Annotated in this window: 12 protein-coding genes; 6 read left to right on the top strand and 6 right to left on the bottom strand. The window is 70.6% G+C overall.

The annotated features are described in order from the left end of the window. Positions 1-70: 70 nt before the first annotated feature. A complete protein-coding gene (locus E5N76_RS00325; RefSeq protein ID WP_149535306.1) occupies positions 71-1,183 on the bottom strand; it encodes an S-(hydroxymethyl)glutathione dehydrogenase/class III alcohol dehydrogenase in 1,113 nt (370 codons plus the stop codon). 245 nt (positions 1,184-1,428) lie between these two features. After that, positions 1,429-2,715, bottom strand: a complete 1,287-nt coding sequence (locus E5N76_RS00330) for an LLM class flavin-dependent oxidoreductase (RefSeq protein WP_149535307.1) — start codon at positions 2,713-2,715, stop codon at positions 1,429-1,431. A gap of 385 nt (positions 2,716-3,100) precedes the next feature. Between E5N76_RS00330 and E5N76_RS00335 the strand changes: the two genes are divergently transcribed. The 6 genes from E5N76_RS00335 to E5N76_RS00360 all read left to right on the top strand — a co-directional run bounded on the left by E5N76_RS00335 (position 3,101) and on the right by E5N76_RS00360 (position 9,504). Then, on the top strand, positions 3,101-4,180 hold the full coding sequence (locus E5N76_RS00335) for an amidohydrolase family protein (protein WP_149535308.1): 1,080 nt from the start codon (positions 3,101-3,103) through the stop codon (positions 4,178-4,180). After that, positions 4,177-5,289: an amidohydrolase family protein gene (locus E5N76_RS00340; RefSeq protein ID WP_207791822.1), complete on the top strand. Its 1,113-nt coding sequence runs from the start codon at positions 4,177-4,179 to the stop codon at positions 5,287-5,289. The genes E5N76_RS00335 and E5N76_RS00340 overlap by 4 nt, the downstream gene beginning before the upstream one ends. A gap of 72 nt (positions 5,290-5,361) precedes the next feature. Next, a complete protein-coding gene (locus tag E5N76_RS00345; protein WP_149535309.1) occupies positions 5,362-5,775 on the top strand; it encodes a Rieske (2Fe-2S) protein in 414 nt (137 codons plus the stop codon). 73 nt (positions 5,776-5,848) lie between these two features. Then, entirely contained in the window at positions 5,849-6,169 is a 321-nt protein-coding gene (secG, locus tag E5N76_RS00350; protein ID WP_149535310.1) for a preprotein translocase subunit SecG, read from the top strand. 500 nt (positions 6,170-6,669) lie between these two features. Beyond that, positions 6,670-8,304 (top strand): CTP synthase, encoded by a 1,635-nt coding sequence (locus E5N76_RS00355; RefSeq protein WP_149535311.1) that lies wholly within the window; start codon positions 6,670-6,672, stop codon positions 8,302-8,304. 270 nt (positions 8,305-8,574) lie between these two features. Next, positions 8,575-9,504, top strand: coding sequence for a hypothetical protein (locus E5N76_RS00360; protein WP_149535312.1), 930 nt, complete (start codon positions 8,575-8,577; stop codon positions 9,502-9,504). Between the two features lie 146 nt (positions 9,505-9,650). Here the strand turns inward: E5N76_RS00360 and E5N76_RS00365 are convergent, their stop codons facing one another. From E5N76_RS00365 to E5N76_RS00380, 4 genes are all read right to left on the bottom strand, one after another. After that, positions 9,651-11,888, bottom strand: coding sequence for an O-linked N-acetylglucosamine transferase family protein (locus tag E5N76_RS00365; RefSeq protein ID WP_268921279.1), 2,238 nt, complete (start codon positions 11,886-11,888; stop codon positions 9,651-9,653). A gap of 41 nt (positions 11,889-11,929) precedes the next feature. Continuing rightward, on the bottom strand, positions 11,930-13,924 hold the full coding sequence (locus E5N76_RS00370) for an O-linked N-acetylglucosamine transferase, SPINDLY family protein (RefSeq protein WP_149535313.1): 1,995 nt from the start codon (positions 13,922-13,924) through the stop codon (positions 11,930-11,932). A 24-nt stretch (positions 13,925-13,948) separates the two neighbouring features. Next, on the bottom strand, positions 13,949-14,551 hold the full coding sequence (locus E5N76_RS00375; protein WP_149535314.1) for a class I SAM-dependent methyltransferase: 603 nt from the start codon (positions 14,549-14,551) through the stop codon (positions 13,949-13,951). A 256-nt stretch (positions 14,552-14,807) separates the two neighbouring features. Next, on the bottom strand, positions 14,808-15,581 hold the full coding sequence (locus tag E5N76_RS00380) for a response regulator transcription factor (protein ID WP_149535315.1): 774 nt from the start codon (positions 15,579-15,581) through the stop codon (positions 14,808-14,810). Positions 15,582-15,667 lie beyond the last annotated feature (86 nt).

Genomic DNA, 15,667 nt, shown 5'->3' on the forward strand with positions numbered 1-15,667 from the left:
TGTGCGAGGCATGGGAACCGGAGCGGTTCCCCGGGGCCCCCGCGGCGTCGCGCAGCGACGTCGTAGGGAACTAGTAAACCACCACGCTGCGGATGCTCTCGCCCTTCTCCATCAGCTCGAAGCCGTGGTTGATCTGCTCGAGCGGCATGGTGTGGGTGATCAGGCTGTCGATGTCGATCTTCCCCTCCATGTACCAGTCGACGATCTTCGGCACATCGGTCCGCCCGCGCGCGCCGCCGAAGGCGGTGCCCTTCCAGACCCGGCCGGTGACGAGCTGGAAGGGGCGGGTGCTGATCTCCTCCCCGGCGCCGGCGACGCCGATGATGATGCTCTCACCCCAGCCGCGATGCGCGCTTTCCAGCGCCTGGCGCATGACCTTGGTGTTGCCGATGCATTCGAAGGTGAAGTCGGCGCCGCCGCCGGTCAGGTCGATGATCGCCTGCACCACCTTGTCGGCCCCGACCTCGTTCGGGTTGATGAAATGCGTCATGCCGAATGTCTTCGCCATCCCGACGCGGGCGGGGTTCAGGTCGATGCCGATGATCTTGTCCGCGCCCACCATGCGGGCGCCCTGCAGCACGTTCAGCCCGATGCCGCCCAGGCCGAACACCGCGACATTGGCGCCGGGCCAGACCTTCGCCGTGTTGATGACGGCGCCGATGCCCGTCGTCACGCCGCAGCCGATGTAGCAGATCTTGTCGAAGGGCGCGTCCTCCCGCACTTTTGCGAGGGCGATCTCCGGCAGCACCGTGAAGTTGGCGAAGGTGCTGCAGCCCATATAGTGGAACACGGTGCCCTGGTCGCAGGAGAAGCGGCTGGTGCCGTCCGGCATCACCCCCTTGCCCTGCGTCGCGCGGATGGCGGTGCAGAGGTTGCTGCGGCGGGAGAGGCAGGTTTTGCACTGCCGGCACTCCGGCGTGTAGAGCGGGATGACATGGTCACCCGGCTTCAGGCTGGTGACGCCCGCCCCCACCTCCCGCACGATGCCGGCGCCCTCATGGCCGAGGATGGCGGGGAAGATCCCCTCGGGGTCGCGGCCGGAAAGCGTGTACTGGTCGGTGTGGCAGATGCCGGTGGCCTTCACCTCCACCAGCACTTCCCCGGCTTGCGGGCCGCCGATCTCGATGGTCTCGATGGAGAGCGGCTTGCCGGCCGCCCAGGCCACTGCGGCGCGAGTCTTCATCTGTCCACTCCCCTGGGGCGAAGGGGGGCAATCTGGCAACTGGCGCAGCCGTGGTCCAGATGGTTGAGGGAGGGCGCTGCCCTCCCTCAAACTCCCACCTGCCAAAGGCCGAAGGGCCTTTGGAAACCTTGAGTCCTGGACCCGTCAGTCGAAGCGCCGAACTCAAGGGTTCCAAGGGCCCTGCGGCCCTTTGCGGGATCGGACGCACCGCGTCCGATGTGAGAGAGGGGCAGAGCCCCTCTCGACTACTCCGCCGCCGCCCGCGGCATGAAGGCCGGCAACTCCGCCCGCTCCGCCGCCGCCATCGGCTGCGGCCACCAGCGGTCTTCCCACTCGCCGAACAGGTCGCGCAGCTGCGGCATCACCTTCTCGGCGAACAGCCGCGTATTGTACTTGGTGAGCTGCTTCGACATGTTGCCGTATTGCAGCAGCAGCATGAAGTGGCCGACATTCAGCGACTTCGCCACCTCCCGCAACTGCTCCGCCACCTCGTCCGGGCTGCCGATCAGCACATAGCCGCGGTCCACGATGCCCTCTATGTCCTTGGCCGTGCCGGCGAAGCGCTCCTGCGTGCCCTTGCCGAGCGTGGAGGAGGAGGCATCCGCCGCCTTCTTCACCTGGCTCTCCAGCCCCGCGCGCTGCGTCGCTTCCGTCATGTAGCCCGGCGGCGTCGCCCAGCGGCCATCCACATGCAGGCAGCGGCCGTAGAAATACTCGGCGGGGTCCTTGTACAGCTCCATCGCCTGCTCGCGCGTCTCCGCGACGCCGATGAATTGCAGGAAGCCGGCGCGGTAGGGATTCCGGTCCTTGCCCAGCCGGTCCATCTCCGCCCAGAACCCGTCCATGATCGCCTTGCCGGCCTTGTAGCCGTAATAGGACAGGTAGCAGTAGACGTAGTCCATCCTGGCGCACCACTGCCAGGTCTCCACGCTGCCGCCGCCCGGGATCCAGATCGGCGGGTGGGGCTGCTGCACCGGGCGCGGCCAGATGTTCACGTAGCGCTGCTGGTTGTAGCGGCCGTTGAAGGCGAAGGTCTCCTTCTCCGTCCAGGCGCGCAGCACCAGGTCATGCGCTTCCAGGTAGCGGTCGCGCAGCATGGAGGGGTTCTGGCCATAGGCGTAGCAGGTATCCATCGGCGTCCCCACCGGGAAGCCGGCGATCAGCCGGCCGCCGCTGATGACGTCGATCATCGCGAATTCCTCGGCGACGCGCGTCGGCGGGTTGTACAGCGCCAGGCTGTTGCCCATGACGCAGATCGGCGTGCCCTGCGTCCGCCGCGCCAGCGAGGAGGCGATGAGGTTGGGCGAGGGCATCAGCCCATAGCCGTTGGAGTGGTGCTCGTTCACGCAGACCGCGTCGAACCCGACCTCGGCGGCGTATTCCAGCTCATCCATGAAGTCGTTGTACATCAGGTGCGCCCGCTTCGGATCGAACAGGCTGCTGTGCACGTCGACCCAGACCGAGGGGTGCTTCTGCTGGAAATCCTCCGGCAGCTCGGTGTAGGGCATCAGGTGGAACCACATCATCTTCATCAGCGGGTTCTCCCGTCTTGCTGAGATGTCCATGGGGTGGCGCGCAGGGCGCCCGTCCCCTCCCGTTTCGGCGGCGACCCCTCGCTCGGGTCGGCTGGGACGAAGAATAGGGGCAGGGCGGGGGAAACGGGAAGCCATGGCCGCATGGCAATTCGCCATTGGCAGCGCCGGGCCGGGCATGGCGGCGCGGGCGCCTGCGCCGGGCATCCGGGCGTCGGACAGCACAGGCCGGGTCCGTTGCCCGTCCGGTCCGGCTTGGCCCGTCGGCCGCTGGCGCTCCGGCCCGCCGTTTGCCGCGCCTGATCGCGGCTTCGCGCGGAACGCGGCGGAGGGGGTGGCCCTGCGCCCCCGAAGAGGGCATTATCCGGTCAAGCAAGGAAGCGTCATGTCCCCCAGCGCCATCTTCCAGGGCCATCGCCCCATCGATTGCGACCTGCACCCCATGGTGCCGAGCATGCGGGCCCTGACCCCCTACATGGACGAGTTCTGGGCCGACCAGGTGGTGGAGCGGAACATCACCACGCTGGACAGCCAGTCCTGGCCCATCAAGGCGCCCAAGACCATCCGCGCGGATTGGCGTGGCCCGAACGGCCGCGGCGCCGAAACGGTGGAGCAGCTCCGCACCCAGGTGCTGGACCGCTTCGGCATCGAAACCGGCATCCTCAACCCGCTCTACGGCGTGCAGCTCGTGCTGAATGCCGACATGGCCGTGGCCTTCACCAGGGCGCTGAACGATTGGACGCGGGCGGAATGGCTGGACAAGGATGACCGCCTGCGCGCCTCCATCGTCCTGCCGCTGCAATCCATCGAGGCCTCGCTGGAGGAGATCGAGCGCCTCGCCGGCGATCGCCGCTTCGTCCAGGTGCTGGCGCTGGTGATGGGGGATCGCCCCCTCGGCAAGCGCGACTATTGGCCGATCTACGAAGCCTGCGAGCGGCACGGCCTCGCCTTCGGCATCCATGCCGGCAGCGCCTATCGCCACCCGCAGACCTCGGTCGGCTGGACGAGCTGGTACCTGGAGGAATACGCCGCCAACCAGCAGGGTTTCCAAAGCCAGCTCGCCAGCCTCATCACCGAGGGGGCGCTGACCCAGCACCCGAAGCTGAAGGTGGTGCTGCTGGAGAGCGGCGTCACTTGGCTGCCCGGCTTCCTCTGGCGGCTGCAGAAGACCTGGAAGGGCGTCCGCTTCGAAACCCCCTGGGTCACCCGCCCGCCGGCCGAGATCCTGCGCGACCAGATCCGCCTCACCGTCCAGCCGCTCGACGCGCCGGAGACGGAGGTGGAACGCGCCCTCGCCCATCTCCGTTCGGACGACATGTTGCTCTGGGCCTCCGACTGGCCGCATTGGCAATTCGATGGCGACGACGCCATCCCGCCCGGCCTGCCGGAGCGCCTGCTGCCCAAGGTACTGCGCGAGAACGCCCTGGCCACCTACGCCAGGCTGCATGAAGGAGCCCTGGCATGATGAACGTCATCCAGCCCATCGCCGTCCCCGGCAAGCCGGCCGCCGCCACCCAGGGGCTGGTGGATGTGGACATCCACCCCCGGGCCAACAGCCTGGAGGTGTTCAAGCCCTATATGTCGGCGCGCTGGTGGGAGTACCTGACCACCTACGGCATCCGCGCCCGGCACGGCTTCACCGGCGGCCAGCCGCCTTTCCCCAAGGCCCAGCCGCTCGCCTGCCGGCGCGACGCCTGGCCGCCCACCGGCGGCACCCCTGCCTCGGACCTGGACTTCCTCCGCTTCCAGCTCCTCGACAATTACGGCATGGATGTCGGCGTGCTGAACCCGCTGCAGCCGAGCGGGCAGGGGGACCGGAACAACGGCCTCTCCGCCGCCCTGGCGCACGCCAACAACGAATGGCAGCTCGAGGCTTGGCTCAGGAAGGAGCCGCGGCTGCGCGGCAGCGTGGTGGTGCCCTATGAGGACGGCGCCGCCTCCGCCGCCGAGATCCGCAAGCGCGCCGGCGACCCGAATTTCTGCCAGGTGCTGATGATGAGCCGCACCGGCGAGCCGGCCGGCAACCCCCGCTACTGGCCGATCTACGAGGCGGCGGAGGAGGCCGGCCTGCCCGTCGCCTTCCACGCCTTCGGCTATTCCGGCTGGGCCATGACCAATGGCGGCTGGCCGAGCTTCTACACGGAGGAGGTCTCCGAACACGCCACCTCCTGCCAGAATCAGATCATCTCCCTGGTGGTGGAAGGCGTGTTCGAGCGCTTCCCGAAGCTGAAGATCGTGCTGATTGAATGCGGCTTCGCCTGGCTGCCGGCGGTCGGCTGGCGGCTGGACAAGCACTGGAAGCACCTGAAATCCGAGGTGCCGCACCTGAAGCGGGCGCCCTCCGAATATATCCGGGACCATATCTGGGTCTCGACCCAGCCGATGGAGGAGCCGGAGCGGGGGCAGCACCTGCTCGACATCTGCGAGTGGATCGGCTGGGACCACATCCTCTTCGCCTCCGACTACCCGCACTGGGATTTCGACGACCCGCGGCAGGCGCTGCCGGGCACGATCCCGGTGGAGAAGCGGGCGGGAATCTTCGGGGGGAATGCCCGGAAGCTCTACGGGTTCTGACGCGCAAGGGGGGAGGCGGAGAACCTCCTCCCCCCTTGCATCCCCCCGCCACCCTTTTTCTGCGAGTCTGCCTTGGCCAAACATGTCGTCTGCGCGGTCAGCGAAATCCCGCCCGGAGAGCGGAAGCTGCTGGAAACCGACGGCAAAAGGATCGTCGTCTTCAACCTGGGCGGTGAATACTTCGCCCTGTCCGACCGCTGCCCGCATCAGGGGGGCAGCCTCTGCTCGGGGCTGGTTTCGGGGCATGTGGAGAGTCCGAAGCCGGGGGTCTACCACTATTCCCGCAAGGGCGAGATGGTGCGCTGCCCCTGGCATTACTGGGAATTCGACATCCGCACCGGCAAGAGCTGGTTCGACCCGAAGCGGGTGCAGGTGCGGCAATTCCCCGCCCAGGTGGAAAGCGGCGCGGCGCTGGTCGAAGGCCCCTACCAGGCGGAGACCTTCCCGGTACGGGTCGAGGACAGCTACGTCGTTGTCGAGGCCTGACGCCCCCCAGGGGATGGGCAAGGAGGCGGGCAGGGTGGCGCTCCCTCCCGCGAAACGCTAGAAGCCCGGCCCCATGGCGACCGTCCTCCTCATCATCCACCTCTTCGTGACCCTGGCCCTGATCGGGGTGGTGCTGCTGCAGCGCAGCGAGGGCGGCGGCCTCGGCGTCGGCTCCTCCCAGGGCATGGGCGCCTTCATGAGCGGGCGGGGCACCGCCAACCTGCTCACCCGCACCACCGCCATCCTCGGCACTGCCTTCTTCGTGCTGTCCCTGGCGCTGGCGCTGCTCGGCCGCGGCACCGGCCAGCCCCGCTCCATCCTGGACGCGCCGCCCCCGGTGACAGCCCCCTCCGCGCCCGCCACCCCGGCCGCGCCGAGCGTCCCGACCAACTGAGGCACCGCCCGCCGGCGTTCCCGGCTACCGCCTCCGCCGACGGTTCCGCCGCGGAACGCGGCCCTCGGCCGGCCGGCGCCGGAATCCACCCGGTGGGGCTGGAAGGCTCGCATCGCGGCCGATGGGCGGAGCCCCGGCGGCGCCCAATGCGTCGGGGCATGCGCTGAACCGGCCGGGGCGGTCACCACGGCGGCGCTGCCTGGCGAAGCCTTCCCCCTTTGACCGAAGCAGGCGGCGCCGGTGCTGCCGGACGGCACAACCCGGCCGGCCGCCCGGTCAGGCCGCGCACCCCGCCAGCGGCCAGGGCCGGCGCCGCGGCAGGACAGCCGGCCCGGCCCCACCCCGCGTCGGAGATCCTAAGGGGCCTCCCGAGTCGCCGCCCTTCGTTCCGGCCGCGCCCTGGCAACCCGTCGGCAATTCCGCAACGTCCCCAGGCGCATGGCCGCCCCCCTCACGGCGCAGGTAGCGGCGCCGTCGCCGCCGGGCTATGTAGGCCGCCCATGGCGCGGTTCGTATTCATCACCGGCGGCGTGGTCTCCTCCCTCGGCAAGGGCATTGCATCGGCGTCGCTCGGCGCGCTGCTGCAGGCCCGCGGCTACAAGGTGCGGCTCCGCAAGCTGGACCCCTACCTCAACGTCGATCCGGGGACGATGAGCCCCTATCAGCACGGCGAGGTCTATGTCACCGACGATGGCGCGGAGACCGATCTCGACCTCGGCCACTACGAGCGCTTCACCGGCGTGCATGCGGGCAAGGCGGATAACTGGACCACCGGCCGCATCTATTCCGACGTGATCGCGGCGGAGCGGCGCGGCGACTATCTCGGCGGCACCGTGCAGGTGATCCCGCACATCACCGACAAGATCAAGGAAGTGGTCGAGGCAGAGACCGACGGCTACGACTTCGTCCTGGTCGAGGTCGGCGGCACGGTCGGCGACATCGAATCCCTGCCCTTCCTCGAAGCCATCCGCCAGCTCGCCAATGAGCTGGGCCCGACCCGCAGCCTGTTCCTGCATCTCACCCTCGTCCCCTACATCCCTTCCGCCGGCGAGCTGAAGACCAAGCCGACCCAGCACAGCGTGAAGGAGCTGCTGGGCCTCGGCATCCAGCCGCAGATCCTGCTCTGCCGCTGCGACCGGCCGATCCCCGAGGGCGAGCGGCGCAAGATCGCCCTCTTCTGCAATGTCCGGCCGGAGAGCGTCATCCCGGCGCTGGATGCCACCAGCATCTACGGCGTGCCGCTGCAATACCATGCGGAGGGGCTGGACCGCGAAGTGCTGCGGCATTTCGGGCTCTCCATCTATGGCGAGCCGGATATGCGCCGCTGGCAGAACATCATCCGCTCCATCGAGCAGCCGGAAGGCGAGGTGAAGATCGCCGTCGTCGGCAAGTACACCAATTTGCTGGACAGCTATAAGTCGCTGGCCGAGGCGCTGACCCATGGCGGCATCGCCCACAATGTCCGGGTGAAGCTGGATTGGGTGGACTCGGAGGTGTTCGGCAAGGATGACGAGGCGGTGGCGCGCCTCGAAGGCGCCAGCGGCATCCTGGTGCCCGGCGGCTTCGGGGAGCGCGGCACGCCCGGCAAGATCGAGGCGGTGCGCTTCGCCCGCGAGCGCCGCGTGCCTTTCTTCGGCATCTGCTTCGGCATGCAGATGGCGGTGATCGAGGCGGCGCGGAACCTGGTCGGCCTCAAGGGCGCCTCCTCCACCGAATTCGGCCCCTGCGAGCATCCGGTGGTCGGGCTGCTGACCGAATGGCTGCGCGGCAATGCGGTGGAGCGGCGCAACGCCGCCGGCGATCTCGGCGGCACCATGCGCCTCGGCGCCTATCCGGCGCGGCTGGCCGAGGGCTCGCTGGTGCGGGAGGTCTATGGCGGCGAGGCGGAGATCCAGGAACGCCACCGCCACCGCTATGAGGTGAACGTCACCTATCGCGACCGGCTGGAGGAGGTGGGGCTGCGCTTCTCCGGCATGTCCCCGGACGGCGAGCTGCCGGAGATCGTGGAATACCCGGACCACCCCTGGTTCATCGGGGTGCAATTCCATCCGGAGCTGAAGTCGAAGCCCTTCGCGCCGCATCCCCTGTTCCGCGGCTTCATCGGGGCGGCGGTGCGGCAGGCGAGGCTGGTCTGAACGGAGAGGGGCTTCGCCCCCTGTTGGGCACGGCGCGTCCACCCCCCCACCAAGGGCCAAGAGGAAACCTTGAGTCTTGCGCTTCGACCGGCGAGCCCAGGATTCATGGTTTCCAAAGGCCCTTCGGCCTTTGGCGGAGGGAGTTTGAGGGGTTGCGGCACTGCCGCGACGAGCCTCCCTCAACCCGCGCGGCAGGGCGTGAGCAATCCTACACTTGACCCCCGCCGCCCCGCACGCCAACCACCCTGGCCCGCTTCGGGAGACAGCCGCATGCGCCCAGCCCGCCTTGTGTTCCTTCTCGCCCTGCTGGCCCTCGCCGGCTGTGCCCGGACGGGCGGCGGGATGGAGGAGCCCTCCCTGGCCTCCCGGTTCGCCCAGGCCCTGGGCAATGCCGACCCGGTGGTGGAATCGGCGATCGAGCGCATGGACGGGTTCGAGCGGCTGGCGCTGCGCGAGGAGGCCGCCATCGCCTTTGCCTCCGGCGGCCGCTCCGTCCCCGCTTTCGACCCGCAATCGGCCGGGGCGGTGGAGCTGGCGGGGGAGGTGCTGGACCCGGGCTTTGCGGCGCTTTCCGCCTATGCCCGTGCCCTCGGCGATGTGGCGGAGGGCGAGCGGGTGGAGGCGGCGCCCGGCCCGGACGGCGCCGAGCTCTCCCAGGCCATGGCGGTGGCGCTGGATCGGCTGGCGGCCTCCGGCACGGCGGCCGTACCCGCCGCGCAGCGGGAGGCCGGCCTGGCCGGCGTCGCGTCCCTGGCCGAGCTGCCCCGCGCGCTGGTCCGGCGCGGTGGCCGGGCGGAGCTGGGGGCGGTGGTGGCGGAGGCGGACCCCTCGCTGCGGGCGGTGACGGCGCTGCTGCGCGGCGTGCTGGGCGCCGAGGCCGGCAGCGGGGCCCGCGGCGCCATCCGCACGCGGCGGGCGACGCTGGAGGCGCAGCATCGCCGCTTCCTGCAAGCGGTGCAGCGCGATTCCCGTATCAGCGCCGGGGAACGCTATGCCATCTTCCGCAGCGTGGCCGAGCTGCGGGACGAGGATCCGGCAGAGGACACGCTGGCGGCGGTCGTCGCGCTGCTGGATGCGTTGGCAGCGGCGCATGCGGCGCTCGCCGCCGACCAGGGCGGCGCCGCGGCGAAGGTCGGGGCGTTCGAGGCGGCGGTGACCGAGCTGGGCGAGCATGTGGGGGGCAGCCAGCCAGGCGATTGATGTGGGCTCCGCCCTCCTCTCGCGCTGGACGCAGTGCGTCCAACCCCGCCAAAGGCCGGAGGGCCTTTGGCAACCATGAATTTGCGCCTCGCAGGCGCAACCTTTCGGCGCTTTGAGAGGGGCGCAGCACTGCCGCGACGCCCCGCTCAACACCCGTTCAACCGAATGCGCCTATACGCTTCTTCCAGCCGCCGCGTGAACCCCTCGCTGTCACCGATGCTCGCCGCCCAGCGCGCACAGGCGCGCCGCGCTTCCGCCAGCAGCCCCGGCTGCGTGGCGAATTCCACCGCCCGCGCCACATAGCTGTCGAGGTCCGCGGTGATCCCCGCCTCCAGCCCCACCGCCTGCAGCAGGCTGCCCGCCATGCGGGAGGCGAAGGCGCGGCCGGATTGCGTCAGCAGCGGCAGCCCCATGCGCAGCGCGTCGCTGGCGACGGTGCCGGCATTGTAGGGCGTGGTGTCCAGGAACAGGTCGGCCAGGGTGAAGCGCGCCAGGTAGCGCGCCGGCTCCGTCCGCGGGGCAAAGACCAGCCGGGCGGGCTCGATCCCCGCTGCCATGGCGTGGCGCAGCAGGTTGGCCTTGCTGCTTGCCGTATCCTCCACCAGCCACAGCACGGCGCGCGGCACGCGGCGGAGGATCTCCATCCAGCGGCCGAACATCGCCTCGGTGATCTTGTAGTGGTGGGAGAAGCAGCAGAGGACGAAGGCGTGGTCCGGCAGCCCTTCCGCCGCGCGGCTGACCGCGGGCAGGGGCGGCATGCGGCTGTCATTCGCCTGGTACAGCCCGGCCAGCGGCAGCGGCCGCGGCGCGTAGAGATGGGCGAGGCCGGGCGGCACCACATGGGCGTCGCAGATCAGCCAGTCCAGCTCCGGCAGCGGGACGGAGCCGATATAGCCGAGATAGGTGGCCTGCACCGGCGCCGGCTTCCAGCGCAGCGCCCCCAGCCGGGCCCCCTTGGTCAGCCCGTTGAGGTCCACGAGGATGTCGATCTCGTCCGCCCGGATGCGCGCCGCCGCGTCCTCCTCGGAGAGCGCGCCGATCGGCACGTGATGGTCGAAACCGGCGATGACGCGGCGGCGGATCTCGCTGCCATCCTCGGGGGAGGAGCAGTAGCCGAAGACCTCGAATTGGCTCCGGTCATGCCGCTCGAACACCTCGGCCATGAGGAAGCTCAGCGCATGGCGGCAGAAATCGGCGGAGAGATAGCCGAGCCGGATGCGGTCATGCCGGTAGCCGCCTCGCGGGCTCAACCGGCGCGGCGCCGGTGGGGCCTTGCGGGAAAGCCAGGCGGCGGCGCTGCGGCGCTGCAGATCCGGGTCGTCGGTCAGCGCCAGGATGCCGAGCGGGCCGGATTGCAGCGCCAGCTCGGCCAGGGAGCGGCCGGGGATTTCGCCGCGATAGAGCGGCCAGATGCAGGCCTTCTGCCGCAGATGCAGCCAGTGCTGCACCACATCCGGCTGGTCCGGGTCCAGCGCCAGGCTTTCGCGCAGGCAGGTCTCGGCCTCGGCGAAGCGGCGCTCCTCCTCCAGCAGCCGGCCGCGCTGGTTCAGCAGCATGACGCGATGGGGCAGGGGTTGCAGCGCGCATTCCCACGCCGCCATGGCCTCGGCGCGCCGCCCCTGGGCTTCCAGCGCGCTGCCGAGGTTGAGCGATGCGGCATCGAGGCGCGGGTTGAGGCGCAGCACTTCGCGGTAGGCCGCCTCCGCCTCCGCCGGGCGGCCGATCCGGCTCAGCTCCACGCCGAGGTTGAACCAGGCGGCGAAGGCTTGCAGCGCGCCGGGATTGGCGGCGATCCAGGCGCGGTAGAGGGCGATGCCGCCCTCCGGCCCGGCGGTGGGCAGCAGGGGAAAGATCGCCTCCAGCCCTCGGCCGGCGAGGCTGGGGCCGGTGACGTCCGGACCCGCGAGGCCGGGGGCCGCGGGGCCTGGGCCTCCGAGGCTCAGGCCTGTGACGAGGCCTGCGCCGGCGAGGTTCGCACCTGTGACGCTGGGGCCTGCGCGGTCGGAGCCTGCGAGGTCGGAGCCTGCGGGGTCGGGGCCTGTGGGGGCGGGGCCTACGAGGTCGGGGCCTGCGAGGTCGGGGCCTGCGACGTCGGGGCCTGCGAGGTCGGAGCCTGCGGGGGCGGGGCCTACGAGGTCGGGGCCTCCGAGGCTCAGGCCTGTGGCGAGGCCCGCGCCGGCGAGGTTCGCACCTGTGACGCTGGGGCCTGCGCGGTCGGAGCCTGCGAGGTCGGAGCCTGCGGGGTCGGGGCCTGCGCGGTCGGGGCCTGCGGGGTCGGGGCCTGTGAGGTCCGCGCCAGCGCGGTTTGGCCCGGCGAGCCTCGGGCCCGCAATTCCCGGACCGCCGAGGCTGGAGCCGGTGAGGTCTCGCGCCGCCTCCGGCATCGCCTCCGCGGCCAACGCCGCCTCCGCCAGCGCCGCCGACTTCACGCCGCGGCTCCCAGCGCCGCAGCCGCCGCCCCGGGCCAGAGCCGGGAATCCGCCGGCAGCGGGGCGAATTCATGCCGCGCGGCCAGCGCCGCGCGGTAGCGCGCCGCGTAATCCGCCAGGCCAGTGAACTCCACCGCCTCATGGTCCAGTTCGCCGGCGATCTCCAGATAGGTCTCGAGATTGGTGAGGTCCGGCACCGGCAGCTCATCCGCGGCCAGATCGGCGGCGATGCTGCGGAACAGCCCCTCCATGGCGCGGACCAGCCGCGCCGGGTCGAACAGCAGCGCCGTGCCGCGCCCTTCCAGCAGCTTCCGCCGCAGCGCCGCCAGAAGCGACCGGTCCCGTCCCAGGGCGATGGCCGTCGCCAGGTACTCGGCCGCCGAGCCCATCACCAGCTCCGGCAGCCCGGCCGCCGTCACCAGGCTGGCGCAGACGCGGGAGGCGAAGCTGCGCCCCGGCTGGGTCAGCACCGGCACGCCCATCCAGAGGGAATCGGAGGCGGTGGTGTGCGCGCCATAGGGCGTGGTGTCGAGGAAGAGGTCGGCCAGCGCATAGCGCGCGAGATGCGAAGGGTTGTCTGCCAACGGGGCAAACACCAGCCGTCCCGGCGCGATGCCCTCGGCGGCGGCCAGGGATTTCAGGCGGGTATCCACCTCCTCCGCCCCCTTCAGCAGCCAGAGCACGCTGCCCGGCACCTGGCGCAGCACTTCCATCCAGCGGCGGAAGAGGAAAGGGGTGATCTTCTGCGGCCCATTGAAGCAGCAGAACACCGTGGCGTCCTCGGGCAGCCCGGCCTCTTCGCGGCTCGGCACCTGCGCCGCCACCACGCGCTGCGGATCGGTGGGCTGGTAGCAGGGCAGGCGCAGCACCTTCTCGGAATAATAGTGCTCCGACCCTGAAGGGATGATGACCGGATCGGCGATGATGTAGTGGTGAAAGGCGCTGCCCATGGAGCCGGCATAGCCGAGCCAATTGACGATGGCCGGGGCCGGCCGCAGCGAGAGCAGCCGCGTGCGGGCGCTGCGGGTATGGCCATTGATATCGACCAATATGTCGATGCCGTCCTCCCGGATGCGGCGGAAGGCAGCGGCATCGTCCATCTCGGCGATGCTGGTCCAGTGCTCCACCTGGCCGCGGATGCGCTGCTTGATGCCATCCTCCGGCGCGATGCCGCAGTAATAGGCGAAGATCTCGAAAGCCCCGCGGTCATGGTGCCGCAGCATGTCCGCCATCAGATAGCCGATGGCGTGGTTGCGCAGATCGGAGGAGAGGTAGCCGATGCGCAGCCGCCGCTGGCCGAGGCCGCTGGGGCGCGGCGCGGGCGGAAAGGGCAGGGTCTTCGGCTGGCCGCTGTCCAGCCGGCAATGGGCGGCGGCGGCGGCCAGGTGCAGCAGCGGGTCGTCGGCGTAATTCGCCGCGGTCAGCGGCGCCATGGCGGCCAGCAGCGCGGTGCGGTCCAGCGCCCCCACCGGCTCTGCCACCGGCCAGCGGCATTGCCGCTGCCGCAGGCTCAGCCAGTGCTGCACCACGTCGCGCGGCGGCTGGCCCAGCTCGATGATGCCGCGGAGCATCGCTTCCGCCTCGCCCAGGCGCTTGCTGTCCTCCAGCAGCCGGGCGGATTGCTTCAGCGCCGTCGCCTTGTACTGGATGGCGTCGCCGGTGACGGCGGCAAGGCTGTTGGCCACGTGCCCCCAGCAGCCCAGCGCCTGGACGGCGCTGCCCAGCTTCTCATGCAGGGAGCCGAAGGCGAGGAAGGGCGGCAGGAAATCCGGCTTGAGGCGAATCGCCTCCTGAAAGGCGGCGGCCGCTGCCCCGACATCGCCGAGCTGGCTGAGGACCAGCCCGTAATTGAAGCAGACGATATGGCGGAGCGGTGCTTCCGGCGCCTGGCCCAGCCAGTCCCGGTAGAGCGAGGCGGCGAGGCCCGGCCTGCCGCCCTGGACGAAGCCCTGGGCGGTGGTGAGCAGCTCGGCGAGGCTGACATGCGGCATGGGCGCGACCCTTCCCGGCGACCGTCAGGCGACCAGCGCGCCAGGAATGGTCTGGTGGGCGGTCTTGTGGGCGGTGGCCCAGAGGGCGAAGTGCTCGTCCCTCGCCACCCGCACCAGCGGGAAGCCGGCCGCCTCCAGCGCCTGCTGCAGGCTGCTTGCGGTGAAGCCGCCGCGATGGCCCATGAAGTGGTTGCCCTGGGCGAGGGCGGCGCCATGACCGTAGAGCATGTCGAGCGCCGAGATCGGCCCGACGGGGGAGGTGTAGGCGGGCTCCGTCAGCCTGTCCGCGGCGACCAGCGCCGCCACCTGCTGCAGATCCGGCAGGGTGAGCAGCACGAAGCCCTCCGGCTTCAGCACCCGGCGGAATTCCGCCAGCGCCAGCGGCACCTCATGCGGGTAGAGATGTTCCAGGTTATGCGCCGACCAGACGGCCTCGAAGCTGGCCTCCGGCACGGCGCGCATATCGGTGATGGAGGCGATGATGTCGGGCGCGACGGCCGGGTCGATGTCCAGCCGCACCTCCTCCCACGGGCCGGGGGGGAGCCAGCCATGCGGCAGCTTGGCCGGGTGCGGCAGGCCGCAGCCGACATGCAGCAGGCGCCTTGGCGCCGGAGGGGTCGCGTTCATCCTGAACCTCGTCGCCGGCGTCGCGCCGGGCGGGGGGCAGGATGGTCGGGGGAAGGTTAAAGAGTTCTCCACAAAGGCACGGCGCGCCCGAAGCGGCGCGGCTGAAGTGGCGGGTTGGGCCGGGCCTTGGGCGCCCGGCCGCCCTCCGCGCCGCCCGTTGCCCTGCCGAGGCTTTGCCCCGGCAGGCTGTGCGAGGCGCCGATCGCCGGCGATTCCGCGGCCCCCCCCGCGGCGGCACGCAGCGCCGTCGTGGGGATCAGGCCGTCGCGTAGCGCGGCGCCCGCCGGACCCAGCCCCGCACCGGCGCCGGGGTCACCTCCCGCCGCTGCGCCCGGGTCTCCGCCACCGCTTCCGGCGCCGGCTCGAACAGCACATAGCCGCGGCCCCAGACGGTGCGGATGATCTCCGCCGCGCCGGAGGCGGCGAGCTTCCGCCGCAGCTTGCAGACGAAGACGTCGACGATCTTCGAATCCGGCGCCTCCGCCTCGGCATAGAGGCTCGCCATGAAGCGTTCCTTGGTCAGCAGCACGCCCTTGTGGCGCATCAGCGTCTCCAGGAAGTCGTATTCTCTTGCGGTCAGCGGCACCCGGATGCCATCCACCCAGACGGCATGCTGTTCCTGGTCGAGAGTCACATTGCCGCAGGTGAGGGCGGCGGAGGCGAAGCCCCGCGCGCGCCGCGCCATGGCCTGCATCCGCGCCTGCAGCACCGCGAGGTGGATGGGGGGGCGCACCAGGTCGTCCGCGCCGGCATGCAGCATGGCCCGTTCCGACGCCGCATCGGCGCCGCCCTGGGCGAGGACCAGCAGCGGCAGGGTCTGGCCGGCGCGCCGCAGCTCCCGCACCGCCGCCTGGGCGGCGTCGAGCGAGCCGCGGGTGACCATCAGCACCAGCTCATAGGGGCCGCTGAGGGTGATGGCGGAGGCCAGATCGTCGAACCCTTCGGCGCGGTCGGCGAGGACGCCGAGCCGGGCCAGGCCCTGTTCCAGGGCCTCGGTGGCGTCGGTGTCGGCGGCGAGGAGGATCCGCATTTCTGTCTCCCTTGGGCCCGGTCGTCGGCCTCGCTCACAGAATAGTGTTCACCTTATAGAATACAATATAATTTTACCGACCGGAT

The sequence above is a fragment of the Siccirubricoccus phaeus genome, from assembly GCF_008360935.1.
Classification (GTDB): Bacteria; Pseudomonadota; Alphaproteobacteria; order Acetobacterales; family Acetobacteraceae; genus Siccirubricoccus; species Siccirubricoccus phaeus.